This is a genomic window from Bifidobacterium canis, from assembly GCF_009727065.1.
Classification (GTDB): domain Bacteria; phylum Actinomycetota; class Actinomycetes; order Actinomycetales; family Bifidobacteriaceae; genus Bifidobacterium; species Bifidobacterium canis.
Window position 1 is genome coordinate 47,250 of record NZ_WNLP01000010.1, and the last position, 19,944, is coordinate 67,193.

Here is a 19,944-nt window from a genome sequence, read left to right on the forward strand (position 1 = left end):
ACCATCCCAACAACCGCCATGCACCCAACGCAACCACCATGAACGAATGCGCCACACAATCCACCCAACACAACCACCACGCCAACCACGCCAACCACGCCAACCATGCTTTTCCCTAGGGAGGGCATTCCCCGCGAACCATGCAAAACACGGGGGAATACGCCCGTTCGCCCCATGGCAGACCATGGGCGCCGAACGCGCCCGCCTTGCGGGCACGGACCACAGCAGGCAACGGACGCATTGATGGGGCCATGATGAGTTTCCCGTTGGGATCCCTAACATGGGACGGCACGCAGGATCCGATGGTGCGCACGCTGGATGCCGCATGGCGGTTGCACCACGCCATCGGACAGGAGGCACCCGTGTGGGTGGATGACACGGACGGCGTGCACACCCATGCGTTGGCCGAATCGTTGCGGACCGGACGGGCGCCGTACCTGTTCCTGCCCGAAGTGGAGGAATGGGAGCATGGCGGCATGGACGATTGGCAATGGTTGCACACACCAGGCTGTGAGCGCCTGCTCATGGCGCCCATCCCCCACGGGGACACACCACGACAGGCGGCGGACCGGTTGGTGCGGGACACCGGGGAGGACCCGGTGCGCGCGGCGGCGCGCATGGGTGTGCTCATGCATTGCGCCCACATAGCCCGCCACCATCCACGGGTGTGGGCGTTGGCCGTGTTGCAGACACGCACCACGCAATACGTGTCGGACGGCCGGTGGGATCCGGTGTGCGAGGACGTGGCCCACGGGTTCGAGTCCATGCTGGCGGTGCCCGGTTGGCTCTACCCCGGGTCTGGTCCGCACACCGTGTTCGCGCTCGCCCAATGCACGGCCCGTCCGGATAGGCCAGGCCGATGGGGTGCGCGTGAGGCGGTGGTGTTCGGCCGGCGTGTGGTGTTGCCCGGCGAATGTTGGGACCGGTTGGACGTGTTGGGGTTGCGTGGGTTGTTCGAGCCGGTGGACGAACCGGAGTTCTAGCGCCGTTTCCGTCTGTGGTCATGCGCATAGGGGTTGGGCATGAAGGTTTTCCAATTCAAGTTCCCCACCATGGTTGTGGACAAGGCGAGCGGCGAACGGGTCATGTTCGACCCCGCATCGAACGCGGACCATCGCCGCAAACTCGACGAGAACATCGACCAATGGCGCCGGCAGCACCCCGAGGCGCATGACGCGCAATTGGACAGCATCGACATGGATGCGCATGTGGCCGTGCTGATCGACCATGGCGTCACCAGCGTCAACCGTGAGGGCTCCCAACAGATCGTCAACCTGCGTCCCGCGGATCAGAAACCGGCCGCGGGGGAACGGATCGCACGCATTTGGGAGGCGCGTCTGGGCATGAAGATGGTCCGCTTCGAACCGTACGAGGGGCGTGCGGTGTTCGAGGCGTTGGACAAGGACCGGGTGTCGGCCCGTGGGATCCTGGCGAACGCGTTGGGGGTCAAACCCTGGGAGGTGATGGTCGAACCGCGCGCCGATGGCGGCTGGCGCTGCCGGTTGGCGCGCACGATCATCTGGCAGCCGTCGAAGATGGCGGCCAGGACGCAGGAGGCGTGCGAACAGATCGGCCATGTGGGTTGGACGTACACGGCGGACGCGAAAACGGGGATCATCGACATCATCCCCGGTGAACCGCCGGTGTTTTTGAAAACGCATCCGTTCCCGTTCGACCGGTTGGGTTCGCCTGCGGATAGGGATCGCACGCCGTTCGGGGTGAAACTGCCGGCGCGTGGCGGTGCGGATGTGGTGTATGAGCCGGTGGAGATGGATTGGCGTGAATCGTCGTTCCTGTTGATTGGTGGTGAGGGTGGTTCCGGCAAGAGCGTCCTGGCGAACAACCTGCTCGCGTCGATCGTGGCGCAACAACCGTTGTTGAGTGTGGTGGATCTGGCGAACAAGGCGACGGATTACTACTGGTTGCGCCCGTGGGTGACCGCCGGGTATTGGGGGTGTGAGAGCGTGGTGCAGGCGGCGGGCGTGTTGAACATGCTGGTCGATGAGATTGAGCATGGGGAGCGTGCGCGCGCGTGGAAGGAGAACGCGTGGCAGAACTGGTTGGACATCCCCCGGTGGGCGAAAGAGAAGTACCCGTTGCATTACATCGTGGTCGACGAGTACTCCTCCCTGGTCGATGAGGCGCAGTTGGTCAAACGCATCCCGAAGGCGGATAGTGTGTTGCCGGCGGTGTGGGCGCAGATGTTCACCGGTCAGGCGGAGAACGACATCCGTTCGCGTGTGCTGCGCCTGTTGCGCACGGCGCGCGCGCAGGGCTACCGGTTGATCCTCATTTCGCAGACCGTCAACGAACGTTCCGGGTTGGGGCCTACGACGCGTGACCTGTTCGGCCAACGTATTGTGATGGGGCCCAATCCCAGTGAGGCGTTGGTGCGTGGCGTGTTCCATGATGTGGCGTCGATGCCGGTGGTGCCGGAGCATTTGACCGCATTGGGGGTGACGAAGGGTGTGGGGCGTGCCGAGTTCACCGGGCAGGCGTCGGTGGTGTTCAAGACCACGTATGCGGGCACCCAGGATCGGTCGGACACGTATATGTTGGCCCAAGCGTTGGTGGACCGCATCGGGGTGCCGGACGGGGTCGATGCGGCACGGTTTTGCGTACGTTGGAGCCGCATGGTGAGGACGATCCGGTCGATGCGGAGTACATGCGCTGGTTGACGGACCGGGTCAGCATGCCGTATGCGCGTGCGTTGGCCACTGACCCGGTGCTGTCGGCGATCAAGGGCGCGTGGGATGAGAGCCGCATTGCGTTGGGCGAACGCCCTGACCCCATCCCCGGCATGGGTGCGGACACGGACGGCGCTGATGCGGGCGATGGTGATGCGGACGGGGATGGTGGTGCGGGTTTGCCGGCCGCCTCACCGGACGCGGATAGCCAACCGTCGGGCCCGGTGATGGACGCGCATGAGTTGGCGAGGCTGATGCGCGCATGAGCGGTGCGTACGCGGTCGAGTTCATGGTCTCCGGCATGAACTGGTTGACCACGGTCGGTGATGAGGACAGTGATCGGCGGGCGCGCACCCGCGCCCGGTTGCGCGCGTACGGGCGTGGCGTGTGGGCGCGCGCCAAACAGCATGGCGCGCGCCCGGTATGCACCTATATGCTGTTGGTGTTGGTCGGTGGCCGTGCCGAGTCGCCGGTGTTGGCGGCGGAAACGTTGAAACCGTTGATCGATGCGGGCACTGATGAGGGCATGTGGCCCGATGATGACCCGGCGCATCGGGTGATGACCTTGTACGCGCCCGATCCACGACGGTTGGCGGCGGGTGTGGCCAGCATCCACATGCTTGTCGTTCCCGTCCCCACTCGTGGGGCGGGTGGCGTGCGTTGGACTGGTTGTTGGACACGGTGCACGCCGGCATGGGCGCCATGCGCATGCTGGCGATAGGGGATGCGGATTGGTTGACGAGCAACATGCGCCTGCCGCAGGCGCAACGCAAGGCGCGTCAGACGCGTGTGATGCGCCAGGCGCGTCCCGTATGGTCCGATGGGGTGCGGTTGGGGGCGCAGGTTGGGGTGGTGTGCGCCGTCTCCTACCCTGACACGCGCTATTATGGCGATCCGGACAATACCGCGGAGACGGCGACCGCGTTGTATGGGGCGGGGGTCGCGTTGGGGGCCGCTCCTCCCATACCGCGTGTGTTCGCGTTCATATTGGATCCCGAACAGTGCGCGGGCCATACGCATGTGATGCGCCTGTTGTGCTTCGCCATGCCCCAGGGTGTGGATGTGGTGGCCCGGGTGGTGGGGTGCGCGCCGGACGTGTGACCCACCACCCGGGGTGTCACTGGTTGGGTTCGCCGCGGCGCGCGTATTGGCGGGCGAGCTGCTCTTGGTATTGGCTGGTTGGGGTGAGCCATTGGCCGGTCAACTGGTTATCGTTGCCACTGGCCAACGTCAGATCCTTGTCACGGATCAACGTCCGGTCGCGGCCATGCAGTTCGGCCGCGTGCTCGTGTTCCCATTGCGCCAACCGTTGCGGATCGTCCGCCGACCGGGCCATGTCCACCAACGCCGGGTCGGGTCCATGGTCGAACTTGCCCAACCGGATGGGTGGGATCGTGGCGTCCGCGTCCCGGACCGTGGGCAGGGTGTTGTATGCGCTCGTGTACGCCTGCGCCAGCCGTCGCACCTGCGGGTCATGGTGGTGGCTGTAATCATCCATCATGACCGCATACAAGCCACGCATCGTGCCGGTGAAGTGTTCGTCCATCATGGAGTCGACACGGGGGTTCGCCAACGGTTCCATCCCCTCATCGACCAGATCATGGGTGCGCATGTACCGGTACGCGGTCATCATCGCATACTGGGCTTGGACGGGGGTGTCCGCCAACCGCATGCGGGTGAACAGGCCACGTCCAACAGCGCTGCGGGGAGGGCGGGGTGCGTGCTGTAGCGCGTACAGGGCGCCCAGATGCCGTCCCCCGTCGGACAGGTCCACCAGGTAGTTCTCCACATCCTGACGGTCCTCATCGGTGTCGATGTGCCGGCCCATCCCGTACGTCCACAACGCCATGCCGCGTGCGACGCTGGCCGCACGGCCCGGCTGGTGCTCGAACCGGGTATACAACCCCTCCTCCGTGTCCGTGTCCACATCCCAGTTGCGGCTGACCTGTGTGTACAGGGGGCTGTCGGCGATGTTGTATTGGTCCAATACCGGCGCCACCTGTTCGATTTCGGTGCGCGTGTACGGGCTGGTTTTGCTAGGTTGCCAATCCCGGTCGGGCATCATGGTGCGCATGGCGGCCACGAGCCGGTGCGTGTCCGGCCGTGGTCCCGGTTCCTGTGGCGTCGTGTCCGGCATGGGCGGCAACCCCATGCCGGTGGTAGTGGCGGTGGTGTCGAATTGGCCGCCGGTGCTGTTGGGGCTGCCTTTGGGTTTGCGTGGCTGGCTCATGTCCTGCTCCCTTGTTGTGTCCGGTTACGCCAGCACACTATGCGCCGTTATAGCGGGTTCGCGGCCCTCCACTCCCACGGGAGCATGCGCAACGGTGGCATGTGCGCCAAACGCCACGCCAGCTCGTACCCGGGGTCATGGCGCCAGGGGATGTCATAGACCACACGGTCTTCGGCGCCGCGTTTGCGGGTGTGGACGAAGGTTTCCAGGATGAAGCAGGCGAGCATCGCCTGGGCCAGTTCCGTCGGGTCCATGGTGTGCAGTGTGGTGTCGATCGTGTATTGCTTGCCGTCCCTGTGCGTGGAGGCGGTCACGATACGCTGTTCGCCTCCCGTCGCGTCGACCCGGGTGATGCTCCAGGCGCTGTCGTTGCGCAACGTCAACGGCCCGGTGTCCGCTTGCATGTGCGCATCCTGATCCATGCCCAGGGCGATGAGCGGGACGGTGACGCGCAACTGGTCTGCGATGGTGTGCAGCACGTCCCACAATTGGCCCGACAAGGGGCGTGGCATTTGGGGGTCGAACAGCACGTCCATCGCGTCATGGACGATCCATTGGCCGTCATGGCCGACGGTCGCCAAAGGCTGGTCGCACCACCGGTCCACTTCGGTGCTGTCAAGGATGGCGCGGTGGTACCGGTTGGATACGACCTGCCCGTCCGTGCCGGTGATGTGCGCGCGTACGGTCCAATACTGCATGTTGGTGATGTCATCGCTCATGTCAACCTCGCTTTCCGAATCCGGTACCCGGCGCATGCGTCCAACGCGCATAGCCATGGTCTCATGGTACCGATGAGGCGTGTTGATATGGGTGGGGTGGTGTGATGCGCGGACGTGGCATGTGGACGGCTGTGGTGATGGCGGCGGCCATGCTGGCGGTGGTGGTGATGGTCGCCACCACCGCGTCCGTGGGTGTGTTCACCACCACGGTGTCCGGCATGGCCAACACCATCCATGATGATGGTGATGTGGTGTCGGCCACGGATTGCGATGATTTGTCGGGTGCCGCGTTGGGCGGTGAGGCGGCGCCCATGGGGTCGGGGCCGGCGGCGTTCGTGGACCGGTTCGCCCCTTTGGCGTACCGGACGGGCAAACGGTACGGGTTGCCACCGGAGGCGATCCTGGCGCAGGCGGCGTTCGAGTCGGGGTGGGCGATGAGTGCGCCGCAACACAATTATTTCGGCATCAAGGTGTGGGCCGGGTGCACGGGTGGGGCGACGACGGGCACGCAGGAGGACACGGGCTCCGGCATGGTGTCGACCACGGCGACATGGTGCGGGTATCCCAGTGCGCAAGCGGCCTATGACGGGTATGGTGCATTCATCCGCTCCAACCACCGCTACGATGCGGCGTTGCAATACCAACGGGACCCGTACAAGTACCTGGAGGCGATCTGGCGGGCGGGGTATGCGACCGATGGGGCGTACATGGCCAAGATAGGCCCGATTGTGCACCAGATCACCGAACGGATCAAAGCCACGAACATCATCCCCACCTCCGATAGGATCCATTTCGATGCGGCGGCACCCGGTGAGAGTGGTGCGGAAGGGGCGGGTGGCACGGTGGTGGACGCGTGCTCCACCCAAGCCGCCACTGCCGTGGCGGCCGGCAAGGTGGGTGGCGCCCCGGAGAACGCGCATGATTACAGTTGGATGTGTTCCACGACGGGCGTGTGCCGTGACGGCGACGGGTTCTCAGGAGACCGGATCAAATACCCGCATAATGTGGGCCGCTACCAGTGCGTGTGGTATGCGTGGAACCGGCTTGGCATGATCCATGGTCTGGACGGTTGGGATTGGGTGTTGGGCAACGGTGGCGACATCGCCCGCAACCTGTCCGGCAAGCCCGGTTGGACGGTGGACGCCACACCCCATGCGGGCGACGGGATCAGCCAGGTCGGTGGCGCGTTGGGTGGCGCTCCCCCCTATGGGCATGTCGCCGTCGTCGAGGAGGTGCAGACCAGTGGCGACGGGTGGCGCATCCGCATCAGTGAGGGCAATTACGGCACCGGCGGCAACGGCGCGTGGACGGGCTACAACAGCCGGTGGCTGACCCAATCCCAGTTCACCGGCGCCGGCAACGTGTTCTTCCGGTACAACGGTTGGAAAAATAACGCCGGTCAGTGTTCCCGCCCGTCGGGGGACACGGTGAACCCCTGCTGTTGGTCGCCGCAGGACGCCATGCACATCCCCTCCCATAGGCTCCAATCGACCTTGCCGTCCAGATCGGCCTGGGTGGCGGGGGCGCGCATGACCGGTTGGGTGGGGTTGATGTCCATCACCGGTTGGCCTTGCACGGGGATCGCCACACGGCGCCCATTGGCCATGATCCGGTTCATGTTCGTGTCCCACAATTGGTTCCATGGCGACACCCACCACGGGGAGGGTTGATTCGAACTGACCTCGCTCACCTTGCCATCCGTGTCGAACGTCAACTCGTCCGACAGGGGTAATCCTGCCATGATGGGGTCAACGCGTACGTGTCGGTGGAATGGAAAGTGTCACCGGGTTCGACAAGGATGGCGCGCACCACACCCGTCACCGTTGCGGTGTGCTCCCCGGTGTGTTCCACCGTGGGCCCCTCGATCCACCGTGAGCCGCTGCCCCATGCCTGTTGCACCCACCATTCGCCGACCGTGGGGTACGCCATGCATGAAAAACTGTTGGTCGTCCCCTGGCATGCGGGGTTCTGCCCTGTGGGCCCATAGTCGCTGTTGCGTTGGATGGTGGACACGGCCGACCAGTCCGGGGGCGTGTAGTCGGTGACACGCAATGCGTTGAGCACATCCTTGGCGGGACGGTGCGCGAATTCTTTGGGGTCGATGGTGGAGTCCGCCCCATACGTGCGCCACAATTGTTCGAAGCGGACCGCGTTGGCCTCCCGCACCTCCCGTGCCGACACGGGCGCGGTGGCATCCGGCGCATCAGCACTGGCACTAGCACTGGCGGTGGCGGATGCCGTGGGCGCCGCCGTGGAGGGCGCGCCGGTGTGGCCGCGTATGGCGAACCATACCACCACGGCCAAGAGGACGATGGCGAGAATGAACAGGCCGATGTGCAGCCAAGTGCGGGAACGGTGTGGTGTGGTGCTCATACCCCCAACTATGCCATAGGCCCCGGTGCGCGCATAGACGGCGCATGTCCGATTGTCCGCACTATGGAAAAGAGCCCCAATGACACACCCCACCCCACACGTTCCACGTACCGGCATCCTCCTGCTCGCCCTCCTGCTCACCCTCCCCCTATCCGGGTGCGCCGCCGGGCACCATGATGGCCCGGCGGGCACGGACGGGACCGTGGTCATGGAATCCCACCAAACACCCAATCATGGGGTGAATGGTCAGATCTCCCAATCCTGACCGCTTTCATCGACCACCACCGGATCGGACACCGGGGCCACCACACCGGTCTGATCCGCCAACCCCGTCAACTCCGGTTCGGGTGGCATGTACCGGGACAGATCCACCGGGTTGGCCGTCTGCAACCGGCTTGTCAACGCCTCCAACCCCCCGTCGCCCTTGCCCGGCCAGAAACACTGCACCATATCCACACCACGGCCCAGGTTCTCGAACAAACCACGGCCCTTGGGCATGCCGCCGGTACGGGCCGCCTGCGCATGCAACCGGTTCGCCTCACGCTCATTGGCCTGCGACACATTGCCCTGCGTGTTGCCGATACCCAAAAACACTCGCGCCAACATCCCCTTCGCCATGCCCGCATTCGGCAGCAGATCCAAATCGCCCGCGTTCAACTGCTGCGCGCCCAACACCACCGTGATGCCGGCGCTGCGCGCCTGCGTGAGCAGGTTCGACGCGTACAAGCCGATGCTGGAACGCAACCCGTTGCGCCAATCCGCCAACGCATTCGCATTATCCACATCCGGATCATCATTCGCATTCGCGATATTCGCCCGCTCCTTTTGCAACAGGCTGTTGAACTCGTCACAGAACACCAACAGGCGTGGCGGACGCACCCCGTCAGGCAACGTGGACCAATCCCCACCACCATGCTCACCGATCAGCCGCACCCGCCGGCGCATCTCCTCATGCGCATACCGGAACAACGCATAACACCCCGGCAACGACGGTTCGAACGCATCCACATACGGGGCCAACGGTTTGAAATCATTCGCCCCCTTGCTCGGATCGGTCACCAACACACGCCACCCCGACAACAACGCCATGCCCACCAAGGTCACCGACACACTCGACTTGCCCGAACCGGTCGTGCCGGACGCCAACAGGTGCGGCGACTGGGCCGGGTCGAACACCGCCAACGCGCCATCATCCAACACCCCAAACGGCAACACGCTTGCCCCCGGGCTGGCCAACGACCAGTCCACCGGCGCCCGGTCAGGCAACGGGGTCGACTCACACACCAACAACACCAGCTCATCCGCACCTTGCCCCGGCACCAATTTCGAATACGCATACCCGGCGGCCGTGCAGAACCCATCCAACCGGGAAACCACCATATCCCGGCCCAACCCCGGTGGGATACGGAACACACACCGGGTCAACCGTCCCTTGGCGGGTTGCACCGACACGGTCGTCACACTCACCCCATCACGGTTCACCGCCTTCGCGCTCGCCCACGCCTCATCCAACCGCAACCGTTGCGCATGCTCGAACTCCACTGTCCGCGCCCACTCGTCCCGGTCGGTGCCGCACCCGTTGCCAGCCCACAGGACCAGATGGCCCGCGTCCTCATACTCCCACAGCACCGTGTCCGCACCCATCAACGCCTGCAACCTGGGTTGGTTCTTGCGTGTGTCAGCGGCGGTGACGCCACCGGTCAACGTGATCCGGGTACGCCACAACGTCCACCCCATCCCGTTGCGTGCGCACTGGGTGGCGGGCCCCACATACGCCGCATGCTTCAACGTTTGCGCGAACGCACGGCTGATGATGACCTGCGCGAGCAACCGTTCCGCCGGCCCATCCCCCATAAGGTCACGCAACTGGACGGGCGTGTTGGGATTGTTCGCCGGCACCGTCTGCACGAACCGCATGTACCGGGTGAACCATTTGCCGTTCGCACTCATGCCGATCAGATCCGCTATCGTGCTGTCCCCGAACGCGGGGCGCACGTCCACCCGCATGTAATCCGCGGCTTGGTAGCCGCCTTTGGTGGGGATGCTCATGGGTGTGTCCTCCAACGCCCATCGTCCATCCTGTGCGGTCAACCGGTCCGCGCCCACACGCCGGTCGTACAGGATCTGCATGGGTGCGGGCAGTTTCGCGCCCGCCAACGCATCCTCCCACAGGTTCATGTCATCCTGCGCCCGCACCGCCAACCGCAGGTATGCGGCCGTGTCGCCCATCGTGTTCGCGGAGAACGATTGGGTGTGCTCCTGTCCGGCCTTGTCCTCATCGAACCCGATCGTGTCCAACTCGCCCGTGTACAGCCATGCATGGTCCAACCCCGGGTCGACGATCATGGTGATGCCGATGAGGGTGCCCCAGTCACCCAGTTCGCCCGCACTGCTGCCACGCAGCCAGTCACGGCGGATCATCTCCCAATCGGAGTTCGCCGTCCCACCATGCATCCGCCACACCCAACACGCCGGCCGGCCACCACGCTCGCCCACTTGTTTGAGTTTGCTGTCGCCCACGTACGCGTTGTAGTTGAAGCCCAGGCGGGCGGTTTCCATGTTCGCCCGGCACCGCAACCCCGTCTCATCCGCGATCAGCTCATCCGGTGGGCAGGTTTCCAATGGGGCTAGATTGCAGATGACGTGCAATGTGTCGTCCCCGTCCAACACGAACGCCACATCCATGTTGCTTTGGTTCGCCTGGGCGCGCAACAGGTCACGCACCTGCTTGTCCTGCCACGGTTGGGCACGGCTCACCGCCAACCGGCACACGATCTCCCCATGCTCGCCGTGCACGGTGTTGTCCAACCGGTACGGGGGTTGGTCCACGACCGCCTTGTCCAACGCCAACAGCCAACCGGTCAGCATGGCGGCCGCCTCCCGGTCGAGTTTCGCTTGCCGGCGTGCCGCCAGCCATGCGCGCCGCATCGGCAACGGCGCCAACAGGCACACCATGGCGGGGATGAGCCATGGGTTGTCCGTGACCATCCACAACGCCAACCCGGCCAGCACGCCGATCAGCATGCACATGGCGATGGCGGCCAAGTGTTTCTTCGCCCATGTCACCGGGCGTTGCCCTGTGGCGATGAGCCGTGCGGGACGTGTGGGCCGCGCGGCTATCAGCAGGATCGTGCTCACCATGTTCGCCCATGCCCACCATGCGCCGCAGCGCGCCCACACGAGCGCGCCCATCAGGCACGCCACACCCACGGTGAGCGTGGCCATGGGGTTGCGTGGGTCAAGGTTGCGGGACAGGTGGCGGAACCAGGAGCGCATCCACTTGTAGGACGTGTCCCGGCGTTGCTCCGCCGGCGTGTTCGCACACGTACGCTTCCATGGGTCCGTGCCCGTCAATTGAGGCGCCCTGGCCGCCAACCACGCCACCGCGACGGCGGCGAGCAGCACCGGCATGCCGGGCAAACCGAAACACGACAAGCCCACCGCCACCAACACACCGACCGTCAGGATCGGGGTGTGCGGGGAAGCGACCATGGGCGCGTTCTGGGCGCCACGCGAACGGGAACGGTTACGGGAACGGTTACGGGAACGGGAATAAGCCATACAACACGCCTATGCCCAAACCACCCGCGCCCACCCGCCTGAACACCGCAGATGGGCAACGATACCGTTACCGTGAACGCAAAAACGCTAGATACTGGTGATATTTGCGGAGCATCATATTCTTCGCATACTGCTCCATATACTCGTAATCCGGTTCACCTGAATCAGTGATGGGGAGCATAACTTTATCGCCGGCAAGATGTTCTTTATTTCGCTTATAACCATGACTGTATTTATGTTCAATCATGTCTTGCGCCGTAACAAAAACAGGCCGGTGTATTTGTTGACCCAATTAGCGTAGCCGTACAAAACATCACTTGTGGAGATGAATCGTTCGGCTTTGTATATCGCAAAACCGGCTGAACCATCTCCGTTCTTGATAAACCCGATACAGTTGCCATCAAGGATCATGGAACGGGAATACTCATCTTCCTTGACACGGCACAGCACTCCATTGTTGCGATTGGTTGCGCCTATGTAATTCACTCCCCCGTTGTCGGTCTTGTTCAGATGGTTCAGGCCTTTACCTTTTCCTGGCACAATCAATGTAAACAAGCCCACGATCGGAAAAGGGTTCCATTTCTTCTCGGCTAACGTTGGAAGTTCAATAGGTTCTCCTAGCTCTGCGATACGCGCCTCGATATAAGCTCGGTATTCCGATAGCATCGCTTCAAACTTCTGTCGTACATACTGTTCCATGTAGCCGTAATCAGGTTCCCCTGAGTCGGTGATAGGGAGCATGATCTGCATGTTGCGGATGCGGGCATCATTGATCTCGCGGTTGAAGTTGAAGTTCGACCCCTGTTTTCGATCAGCGCTGTCATGAACAGGTACACGTATTTTGACAGGTGCGGTGTTTTCAATGCAGTCACGTGGTCACTGGCTACGAACCTGAATGGCTCATAAAACGCTGTGCCCACGCTTCCACTGTTCGCGAGACTAATGCAATCTTCAAACACTCGGGTGCTAGAAGTCGCTTCGACATAATCATCCACGCCGTTGTTGTTCGCCGTCGATGAAACATAGGGAACCATACCCGGCACATGATCCGCATTCTTCAACCTTTTTCCTCGCTGAATCAAGTCGAAGATTTCTGGCATTTTGAAATGCGCCCATTCTTTTCTCCCAGTCTGGGGATTTCAGCATATTTCCCAAGTTCGTCAAGCTTTGGCATTGTCGCTGCCCTCCTCGAACAGGTATTCACGGTTCTGCATGACCATGGAGAACTCGAAGGTTAGATAGTCGCCAATGGCTTTTTCGAAGTCGGCGTCTGTGGGTATCTCGTCGTTGAAGTAGTAGAACGAGTGCAGCCATTCATCCTCCGGCTTGACCGTGGATTCGACACAGAACTTCGATGCCGCCTCAGTGCGCCCGAACCATACATCCAATAGATGTTGTTTCTTGTCTTTTGCAGAATCGCCTTCGACAAGTCCGACATGTGCGCGCACCTCGTATCCGTCGTCGCGGAAGTCGATAAACTTCGCCACATGTTCGGGGTCATGTGGCTCATGCGCGGTGAACACAGCGATGACCGGATTCGTGCCCACACCATAGAACGTGTCCGTATTGCAGGTGATGACACCTTCCAGCGTGTGGTGCTTCATAATGCTCACCTTGAACACCTGTTCGGCTTTCGATTTGCCGGTCATGGAGGACTGCGGCACAATGACCGCCGCCCGAGCCCCGACCGTCAGGGAATCCAGCAGATGTTCGACGAAGGAAAGCTCGTACTGTGTCGGGTCCGCCTTGCTGCCTTGCGAGTAGGGCGGGTTCATCAGGCCGACAGTTGCGCCCTTCAGCTGCACCTGTGCGGGGTTCTTTTTGAGAAAGTCGCAGCATTCGAGGTTGCTGTTGCCGTCCCCGCGCAGAATCATGTTCGTGGCTGCCACGGCGAACATGTTGTTTTGCAGTTCGATGCCGTACAACTGTTCCTTTTTGATGTGGCGGCGCTGCGTATCCGTGTCGGCCATCGTCAACATCCGGTGCATGGCGGAGATCAGGAAGCCACCGGTTCCGCAGGTCGGGTCGAGCACCTTGTCGTCCATCTTGACATCCGTTAGTTCGCACATCAGTTCACAGATGTGGCGGGGTGTGAGGATGATGCCCAACGTCTGTCCGTCACCGCCCGAGTATCTCATGAACTCGCCGTAGAAGCGTCCGATGAAATCCTCACTGGTTTTCTGGTATTTGATGTTGCGGAATACATGCTCGTACAGGAACTCCGTATAGTACTTCAACGGCGTTTTGCCGAGCGTCTCATTCACCTCGTTCAGGCGGAAGCTGTTTTGCAGGATGGAGAACTCAGACAGCAGTATGTCCTTCTTCACGTCCGGCCCCACGTTGGAACGCGTCAGCCGGGTGCGGATTGCGTTCATCAGCTTGTCGCCGTCGCGACTGCCTTCCACCTGATCGCCGGTGAGCAAATCGATGGCGAACCCCTTGTATTCGATTTCGTCCAACGCCAGCAGGATGCCGGCCACCACCAAAGGCTTGTCTTGATCCTTCAACGTGCCATAGGTACGTAGATATTCATGCAGCTGGGCCGCATCCTTGAGGATCTGCTCTGTGGTCTTCTCGACATCGGTTGCTTCATTCAGTACATAACGAGTGTAGTATTCACCGATATTCTGCTTGGAGAACGATATGAATGATTCGATATCGGGTAGCATCTTGTAGCCCTCGCGATCATCCACCCATACCGGCGTAATCACATGGTGCTTCTCATCTCCGGACACCCCGATGGCGAACACCTTTTTGAACGGTGTGTGCTGTGCAATGTGCTTAGCGTAGAAGTAGGCACCATTTACGGCGTAATCCATCACCGCCTTCACACTTGTGTCAAGGATCCCCGAGTCGGTCATCTTGATTTGCCGATCTATTGAGGCTTTATCTTCAATGACGATGACGAAATCTCCGATGACGGCAGTATATTCGGGGTATCCTACACGGCCGGTTCCACGTTTTGATGCGGTTTTGAGTGCTTCATCGATCTCTTTCACGTCGCTTCCCTGCGCATCGAAACGAATCCCGCAGTCCTTGAGCTGGCCGGCTACCCACAGATCGGTCTTGGGTTCCTTCTTCGCCATCAGCTGTTCACCTTCCCTCATTGTTCCCTGTCATGTGCTGTCATGGCGGCGTGAGCCGGCTGCCATGTTCTGCTCGATATATTCGTGCTTCTTCGCTTCACATATCTTGCGATGAAAACACGGGGTGTCAATCCTTGCCACCCAAGGATAAACGACAATGCCGAACAAAGCGCAAAGCAAAGCAGCCTATCCGCGTTGGTGCCGGTCTTCCAGCGTCTGTGGTGATCATTCGGTTCGTATTGTGTCTGGCAAGTCAGGCGAGGCGGTACAGGTCAAATCAACAGTTCAGCACTGCTATGGTTGTATGGCTGGCTCATGATGTTCCCCTTATGTATCAGAGGTGTATGGTTGGGTACGCTGCGGCGGGAAAGGTTTTTCTTCGAATCTGGCGAAACAATAACTTTTTAATGCAATTCTTTTGTGTTTCCGGCTGGATTGTGGACGCAGTGACATCATGGGTTTCTTCACCGACATGCAGGTGTCTTCACTGACTTCTGACATAAGTCACCGAAGAAACATAAGTTTCTTCACCGACATCGCAAAGTCGGTGAAGGCTCCTAGCCTTACTGCCGTAAGGGTTTTATGAAGTTTCTTCGGTGACGCACCGACTTTTAAGGTCTTTCTATAGGGGAGCCGATTCCAAGGGTTCCTTTATAAGGTCGCTGCGTCGGTGAAGAAACATGGTTTTGGAGCCTCTAACCCCAATCGGCAGTAGGTTTGATCACTCTTCACCGACATCACTGCGTCGGTGAAGACACCTGTATGGTCACTGAAGCATGCCCTTGGGGCGCGCTTGTGGTGTGCGTGGGTGCTGATGCTAAATCCCGCACCCTGGTGAGTGAATAGTTTTGTGCATTGTTTCGGTTTTCCCTAGTTGCCCCTCCTCCCCCGTTGTGTGTGCCGGGTGGCGGCATAGCTGGCTGTGAGCCCCATACGGCAATAGGGGTTGAACAGTGGCAGTGTGAAGGAGCGAATGATGAGCAACCAGTACCGCAAACCCAAGGGAGCGCCGAACAGTGCAGGCGGCCAGTACGACAACAAACCCGACATGGGGTTGACCGGTTTGCCTGATCTGGATCCGGTGAGCATGACCATCAGTGAACTGACGGCGACGATGCGTGAGAACGCGGTGCGGGAGCCGCGCGTGTGCAAGACGGAACAGGAGACGCTCCGGTTGCTTGCGCAGGCGGCCACGGTGCGTATCGAACCGTCCGGGTTCGTGTTGGAGGACGAGCATGGCGAGGTGGTGTTCCGTGAGATCAATGACGGGCCCATGTTGGATAAGACGGTGATGCGGGGCGACAAGCGTGTGCGTGGCGCGGTGCGCGACGTGCTGCGGGGCCGTTTGGAGGGTGTGCCGGCCGCGGACCGGCGTCGCATGGTGAAGGCGGCGTGGCGGGCCGCGACGCCGTATGAGCGGCGCCGTACCATTGATGCGAGCCCGTGGCGCCGGTATGTGCCGGCGACGAGCATCGCGAACAGTCTGCGCCGCCGCAAGGATGCGGACCGGGCGGCGCAGGTGTTGATCGATCTGCATTATGAGGATGCGGCCGCGGCGGCGAATGTGATCCGCAACGGGTACCCCGGCCCCGGGGATGCGCGGGCGGCGTGGAAGTTCATCAATTACACGAAGATCGAACGGTATGACAAGGATGTGGTCGACAAGGCCACCGGCAAGATCATGCACCATAAGGGTGATGCGGTCCGTGAAATGGGGTTGGTGAACAAGATGGTGCCCGGCACGCGCCGGTACGAGTTGGATGAGCAGGGGCGGCGGGTGAAGGTGCCGGGGATGGTGAACAAGCCCGCGGCGAAGGGCATGGCGGCCCGTTCGTATCTGCGGATGATGTTCCAACCGACCAATGGTGTGCCGTCGCGGGAGCAGACGAAGCAGATTGTGCGGGCGTTCCGTGAGTTGGATGATGCGCCGGATCTGCAGGCGCAGGCGTTCTGGGAGATGTGCTACGGCAACGGCAGCGTCCCCAATCCGCATGGTGATTTGCAGTTCGCGAAGGATCTGATCCGCATGCATGGCAAGGGCGCGGGTGTCGATCTGATCGATGGGGCGTCCGGGGCGCGTGGCGGCCAGGGCAACATGGCGCGTATGGCGGCGTATCACAAGGTGTTGTCCCCGGAGGCGGCGCGGATTTTCCTGGAGATGGAGCCCGGGGATGCGCGGGTGGCGCATACGCGGCGGACGCGCCGGGTGCGCAACAAGGTGACGGGGGTCATGGAGGACCGGTTGCCGGCGCGGTTGACGGAGATGCGTTCGTTCATCCACGCGGTCTATGAGATCTGACCCTGTTTGACGCCCGACGCAACAACGTAAGGGGGTGGTTCACTTGGACCACCCCCTTACGTTGTTGGTTTGTTGTTTAGTTGCCGTGTTCCTCTTCGTCGAGTTCACGGTCGAGGTCGTCCGGTTCGATGTCCTCCTCGTTGATCCAGTGGACCTCGCGGATGTCGACGTGGTCGTCGAGTTCGATGCCGGTGTCGGTTTCCTGTGCGACGCCGGCGAGCAGGGCGAACGTTTCGGCCTGCTCGCGCGTGGGCCATACGGTCGCGTCCTCTTCGTCCGCCACCCATTCGGGGTTGCGGCCGTCACCGTCGTCGTCGGCGAGCCATACCTCGTCCGCGGTGCGGACGATGCCGTAGTCGACGCCTCCGTGTTCGTTGGTTCGTGCCATGCGTGCTGTCCTTTCTATCGGGGTGTTTTTATTGTAAGGGTCATGCGCCGGGGCGCATGCTGGCCACGGCCGTGGCCATGGCAAGGGTGTGTGCGGCGTGCCGGGCGGCTTGCCCGATGCGCCCGTCCACCGGCATGCCGTCATCGGTGGGTTGGGTGAACCATGCGAGCAGGGCACGGACCGTGTCGCGGGCGGCGGCGGTGTCCAACCATGCGAACAGGGGTTCGGGTTGTGGTGCGCCGTCGGCCAGTCCGGGGATGTCGGGTGCGGCGCCCGGCCCGTATGCGGTGCGGGCCGCGGCCCATGCTCCTTGGATGAGGCGGATGAGGCTTGCTGTGGTGGCATCGGGAACGCCGATGAGCGCTTGGCTCATGTCCTGGAGGCGCAACCATCCGTATCCGGCCATGTTGATGCCGTGCGCGCCCCATGTGGGGTCGTAGGGGCGTTGTTCCACGAACCGCATATCCCCCGCCGGTGTGGCCGGCGTGGCGGGGGTGGGTGTGGGTTCCGCTGGTGTTGCCGGTTGCTCCTCTGTCACCGTTTCCGCTCCCGTTTTTGGTTCGGGTGTGGTGGCTGGTTCGGGTTCGGGTGGGGTGATGCCCCATTGGGCCAACGCGTCCCGCGCCCCGTCCATGCCCGCCCACGGGTCCACACCCATCACAGGGTCCGCCTCCTCGGCCTTGGGTTCAGGTGTAGGCTTTGGTGCGGGTTCGGGCACGGCCGGTGCATTGGGGTGCGTGCCGCCCATCAGATCCATCAACATCGCCTCATCCATCATGCCCTCCTTGCCGACGGTCACCGGTTGTTGCTGCCCACCGGTATGCGTCCGCACCACCGGGAAGCGTGGATCGTCCGCCCGGATGGGTTGCTCGCGCGCGGCGCGTGCCGCTTTGCCGGTGAACGGGCCCGCCATGGGGCACACGTTCGCCAACGGGCACCACGCGCACAACGGGCCCGGCCGCAACGGCACCTGCTGCACCCGTGGCTCCAACACACGCATCATGTCGCGCGCACCGTCCACATACGTGTGGCGTGCGGCGTTCATCAACCGCGCGTCCAGTTTGGCCGCCACATGCGTGCGGTGCTCCACATACACATCGCGAGCGCCCGTGATATGCACGCCCATCTGTTCGTACAGGTGCGCGTACAGGCGCAACTGGTTCGCATGCGTGCGCGCCCCGTCCGCGTATTGGGGCACGCGTCCCGTCTTCCAATCGACCACCACGCCGGTGGCGTCCCGGTAATCGCCACGCCCGGTGAACCGGATCCCGTCCCACTCGCCGTGCAACGCCTCCTCCACACCTGCGGGGTGCAACGGCCCGTCCAACGCGTCCGTCAACCTGAAGCCTTGCAAGCGCCGTGCCGCGCACATGGCCCAATACGCATCGTCCGCCATGGCGCCGTTGGGCAGCACGATGCGTGGCGCCGGATCGTCACCCCACCCTTTGTCCCGGACCATCCGGCGTTCATGGTCGATCGCGTGCGAGCACAGCAACGCCCATTCGGGCTCCACGTCATTTGGATCGTGGCCGATGGCGAGTTCCAACGCGGTGTGCGCCAACCGGCCGCACACCAACGGGTCGTCGGCACGCACCGGTTGGGGGATGAGTTTGCCCGCCACCCATCGTGCGGGGCATTGCGCCCATGTGGTGATGGCCGTGTGGGAGAACGCGCGGGGCACACGCACCGGTTGCTCCGGTACCGCATGCCCCGCGTGGAAACTGATCAATGGCGTCATACCATGCGTGATGCGTCCCTCCCCCACGCATCATCCATCGCATGCCACAGGGGCGCATACGGCCGGCCCGAAATGACGGCCGCGTCCGAGGGCATGCGCAGGCTCGGGTTGAGCCGGTGCAGTTCGACACGGCTCAACGGGACCGTGAGGATACGCAGCCACGGGCGCGCCGCCAACAAGGCCCGCACCTTGGGTTCGGGCCACGTATGGCCTGGGCCGTTGGGTTCGGGCAATAGCCCATGGTCGATGAGCCGGTCGATGAACATGGGCGGCACATGCAACAGGTGCGCCAACCGGTCCTTGCTGAACAGGGTGGGTTGGGCCGTCATAGCAGCTCCTTGAGCACACCCATGTCGAGTTGGGGCGCGTGTTGCGCGATCGTGGCGGCCACATCCATCTCCTTGCCCGTCCACTTCGCCTCCCCGTCCCCTGTGAGCGCCTCGCAGATGCGGGCCATGGCGCGGATCTGCGCCGGTTGACGGTCGATGAGTTGGATGAGGGTGATGGTGCGGGTGATCTCGTTGGCGTCGTCATGCGCGGCTTGCAACGCCTTGGCCGCATCGCGCCATTTGCCGTCCAGCACCTGTTCGATCTGTTGGGCACGGTCCTCTCCGGCGAGCTGTTCCATGAGCGCGCCCAACTGCGGGTTGCCCGTCAACGTCCGGTCGCACTCGAGGATGCGGGTGATGTCCCGGCGCGTGATGCCGGCGGAGCGTTTGGCGCGCGGTCGTGTGTGCGTGGGCTTGGCGTCGGCGCCCGTATCCTCCTCCACCGGTTCCGGCGCGCCCGCGTCCGCGGGGTCTGCCACGGTGTCCGGTTCGGGCATGGCGGGTGTGGCCGGTTCGGCCGCCGCGTCCGGGGTG

The 19,944-nt window shown here is 62.6% G+C and carries 17 protein-coding genes and 1 pseudogene; 7 read left to right on the plus strand and 11 right to left on the minus strand.

What is annotated here, in order from left to right; translation table 11 throughout:
- Positions 1-266: 266 nt before the first annotated feature.
- Genes GSD1FS_RS08365 through GSD1FS_RS08385 form a run of 5 tightly spaced genes read left to right on the plus strand, consistent with a single transcriptional unit; the run spans position 267 to position 3,788 of the window.
- A complete protein-coding gene (locus tag GSD1FS_RS08365; protein ID WP_155589189.1) occupies positions 267-983 on the plus strand; it encodes a hypothetical protein in 717 nt (238 codons plus the stop codon).
- Positions 984-1,022: 39 nt separating this feature from the next.
- Positions 1,023-2,678: a hypothetical protein gene (locus GSD1FS_RS08370; RefSeq protein ID WP_155589190.1), complete on the plus strand. Its 1,656-nt coding sequence runs from the start codon at positions 1,023-1,025 to the stop codon at positions 2,676-2,678.
- Complete coding sequence (locus GSD1FS_RS08375; protein ID WP_155589191.1) at positions 2,666-2,953, plus strand: hypothetical protein; 288 nt, start codon at positions 2,666-2,668, stop codon at positions 2,951-2,953. The genes GSD1FS_RS08370 and GSD1FS_RS08375 overlap by 13 nt, the downstream gene beginning before the upstream one ends.
- A complete protein-coding gene (locus GSD1FS_RS08380) occupies positions 2,950-3,408 on the plus strand; it encodes a hypothetical protein (RefSeq protein WP_155589192.1) in 459 nt (152 codons plus the stop codon). Before GSD1FS_RS08375 ends, GSD1FS_RS08380 begins: the two co-directional genes overlap by 4 nt.
- Positions 3,348-3,788: a hypothetical protein gene (locus GSD1FS_RS08385; protein ID WP_155589193.1), complete on the plus strand. Its 441-nt coding sequence runs from the start codon at positions 3,348-3,350 to the stop codon at positions 3,786-3,788. Before GSD1FS_RS08380 ends, GSD1FS_RS08385 begins: the two co-directional genes overlap by 61 nt.
- Positions 3,789-3,804: 16 nt before the next feature.
- On the opposite strand, the gene GSD1FS_RS08390 is transcribed toward GSD1FS_RS08385, so the two are convergent.
- Both GSD1FS_RS08390 and GSD1FS_RS08395 read right to left on the minus strand, forming a co-directional pair.
- Entirely contained in the window at positions 3,805-4,917 is a 1,113-nt protein-coding gene (locus GSD1FS_RS08390) for a hypothetical protein (protein WP_155589194.1), read from the minus strand.
- Positions 4,918-4,964: 47 nt separating this feature from the next.
- Positions 4,965-5,636, minus strand: coding sequence for a hypothetical protein (locus GSD1FS_RS08395; protein WP_129870844.1), 672 nt, complete (start codon positions 5,634-5,636; stop codon positions 4,965-4,967).
- Positions 5,637-5,740: 104 nt separating this feature from the next.
- On the opposite strand from GSD1FS_RS08395, the gene GSD1FS_RS08400 reads away from it, so the two are divergent.
- The gene (locus GSD1FS_RS08400; RefSeq protein ID WP_155589196.1) at positions 5,741-7,306 is read left to right on the plus strand and encodes a glucosaminidase domain-containing protein; all 1,566 of its coding nucleotides are present in this window, start codon (positions 5,741-5,743) and stop codon (positions 7,304-7,306) included.
- Between the two features lie 40 nt (positions 7,307-7,346).
- Here the strand turns inward: GSD1FS_RS08400 and GSD1FS_RS08405 are convergent, their stop codons facing one another.
- The 5 genes and pseudogenes from GSD1FS_RS08405 to GSD1FS_RS08425 all read right to left on the minus strand — a co-directional run bounded on the left by GSD1FS_RS08405 (position 7,347) and on the right by GSD1FS_RS08425 (position 14,677).
- Complete coding sequence (locus GSD1FS_RS08405; RefSeq protein WP_155589197.1) at positions 7,347-8,009, minus strand: hypothetical protein; 663 nt, start codon at positions 8,007-8,009, stop codon at positions 7,347-7,349.
- Between the two features lie 246 nt (positions 8,010-8,255).
- Entirely contained in the window at positions 8,256-11,570 is a 3,315-nt protein-coding gene (locus tag GSD1FS_RS08410) for a type IV secretory system conjugative DNA transfer family protein (RefSeq protein WP_155589198.1), read from the minus strand.
- A 243-nt stretch (positions 11,571-11,813) separates the two neighbouring features.
- Positions 11,814-12,320, minus strand: coding sequence for a hypothetical protein (locus GSD1FS_RS10040; RefSeq protein WP_246166167.1), 507 nt, complete (start codon positions 12,318-12,320; stop codon positions 11,814-11,816).
- Between the two features lie 68 nt (positions 12,321-12,388).
- A pseudogene (locus tag GSD1FS_RS10450) lies at positions 12,389-12,679 on the minus strand (restriction endonuclease subunit S); the annotation flags it as partial.
- Between the two features lie 51 nt (positions 12,680-12,730).
- Positions 12,731-14,677 carry an HsdM family class I SAM-dependent methyltransferase gene (locus tag GSD1FS_RS08425; protein WP_246166171.1) on the minus strand — a complete coding sequence of 649 codons (1,947 nt, stop codon included), beginning with the start codon at positions 14,675-14,677 and terminating at the stop codon, positions 12,731-12,733.
- A gap of 952 nt (positions 14,678-15,629) precedes the next feature.
- Here GSD1FS_RS08425 and GSD1FS_RS08430 point away from each other — a divergent pair.
- Positions 15,630-16,955, plus strand: a complete 1,326-nt coding sequence (locus tag GSD1FS_RS08430) for a hypothetical protein (RefSeq protein WP_129870850.1) — start codon at positions 15,630-15,632, stop codon at positions 16,953-16,955.
- Between the two features lie 76 nt (positions 16,956-17,031).
- Here GSD1FS_RS08430 and GSD1FS_RS08435 read toward each other — a convergent pair whose 3' ends face one another.
- Genes GSD1FS_RS08435 through GSD1FS_RS08450 form a run of 4 tightly spaced genes read right to left on the minus strand, consistent with a single transcriptional unit; the run spans position 17,032 to position 19,853 of the window.
- Positions 17,032-17,343 carry a hypothetical protein gene (locus tag GSD1FS_RS08435; protein WP_051920567.1) on the minus strand — a complete coding sequence of 104 codons (312 nt, stop codon included), beginning with the start codon at positions 17,341-17,343 and terminating at the stop codon, positions 17,032-17,034.
- 40 nt (positions 17,344-17,383) lie between these two features.
- Complete coding sequence (locus GSD1FS_RS08440) at positions 17,384-19,081, minus strand: RecB family exonuclease (protein ID WP_155589201.1); 1,698 nt, start codon at positions 19,079-19,081, stop codon at positions 17,384-17,386.
- Positions 19,078-19,410: a hypothetical protein gene (locus GSD1FS_RS08445; protein WP_155589202.1), complete on the minus strand. Its 333-nt coding sequence runs from the start codon at positions 19,408-19,410 to the stop codon at positions 19,078-19,080. The genes GSD1FS_RS08440 and GSD1FS_RS08445 overlap by 4 nt, the downstream gene beginning before the upstream one ends.
- On the minus strand, positions 19,407-19,853 hold the full coding sequence (locus GSD1FS_RS08450) for a hypothetical protein (RefSeq protein WP_155589203.1): 447 nt from the start codon (positions 19,851-19,853) through the stop codon (positions 19,407-19,409). Before GSD1FS_RS08450 ends, GSD1FS_RS08445 begins: the two co-directional genes overlap by 4 nt.
- Between the last annotated feature and the right edge of the window lie 91 nt (positions 19,854-19,944).

What these genes read in the sequence shown, in the direction of transcription:
- GSD1FS_RS08370 (WP_155589190.1), top strand. Translation starts at nt 1,023, where the DNA reads ATGAAGGTTTTCCAATTCAAGTTCCCCACCATGGTTGTGGACAAGGCG.
- GSD1FS_RS08440 (WP_155589201.1), bottom strand. Translation starts at nt 19,081, where the DNA reads ATGACGCCATTGATCAGTTTCCACGCGGGGCATGCGGTACCGGAGCAA.
- GSD1FS_RS08445 (WP_155589202.1), bottom strand. Translation starts at nt 19,410, where the DNA reads ATGACGGCCCAACCCACCCTGTTCAGCAAGGACCGGTTGGCGCACCTG.
- GSD1FS_RS08405 (WP_155589197.1), bottom strand. Translation starts at nt 8,009, where the DNA reads ATGAGCACCACACCACACCGTTCCCGCACTTGGCTGCACATCGGCCTG.
- GSD1FS_RS08400 (WP_155589196.1), top strand. Translation starts at nt 5,741, where the DNA reads ATGCGCGGACGTGGCATGTGGACGGCTGTGGTGATGGCGGCGGCCATG.
- GSD1FS_RS08395 (WP_129870844.1), bottom strand. Translation starts at nt 5,636, where the DNA reads ATGAGCGATGACATCACCAACATGCAGTATTGGACCGTACGCGCGCAC.
- GSD1FS_RS08380 (WP_155589192.1), top strand. Translation starts at nt 2,950, where the DNA reads ATGAGCGGTGCGTACGCGGTCGAGTTCATGGTCTCCGGCATGAACTGG.
- GSD1FS_RS10040 (WP_246166167.1), bottom strand. Translation starts at nt 12,320, where the DNA reads ATGCAGATCATGCTCCCTATCACCGACTCAGGGGAACCTGATTACGGC.
- GSD1FS_RS08375 (WP_155589191.1), top strand. Translation starts at nt 2,666, where the DNA reads ATGCGCTGGTTGACGGACCGGGTCAGCATGCCGTATGCGCGTGCGTTG.
- GSD1FS_RS08410 (WP_155589198.1), bottom strand. Translation starts at nt 11,570, where the DNA reads ATGGCTTATTCCCGTTCCCGTAACCGTTCCCGTAACCGTTCCCGTTCG.
- GSD1FS_RS08435 (WP_051920567.1), bottom strand. Translation starts at nt 17,343, where the DNA reads ATGGCACGAACCAACGAACACGGAGGCGTCGACTACGGCATCGTCCGC.
- GSD1FS_RS08430 (WP_129870850.1), top strand. Translation starts at nt 15,630, where the DNA reads ATGATGAGCAACCAGTACCGCAAACCCAAGGGAGCGCCGAACAGTGCA.
- GSD1FS_RS08425 (WP_246166171.1), bottom strand. Translation starts at nt 14,677, where the DNA reads ATGAGGGAAGGTGAACAGCTGATGGCGAAGAAGGAACCCAAGACCGAT.
- GSD1FS_RS08390 (WP_155589194.1), bottom strand. Translation starts at nt 4,917, where the DNA reads ATGAGCCAGCCACGCAAACCCAAAGGCAGCCCCAACAGCACCGGCGGC.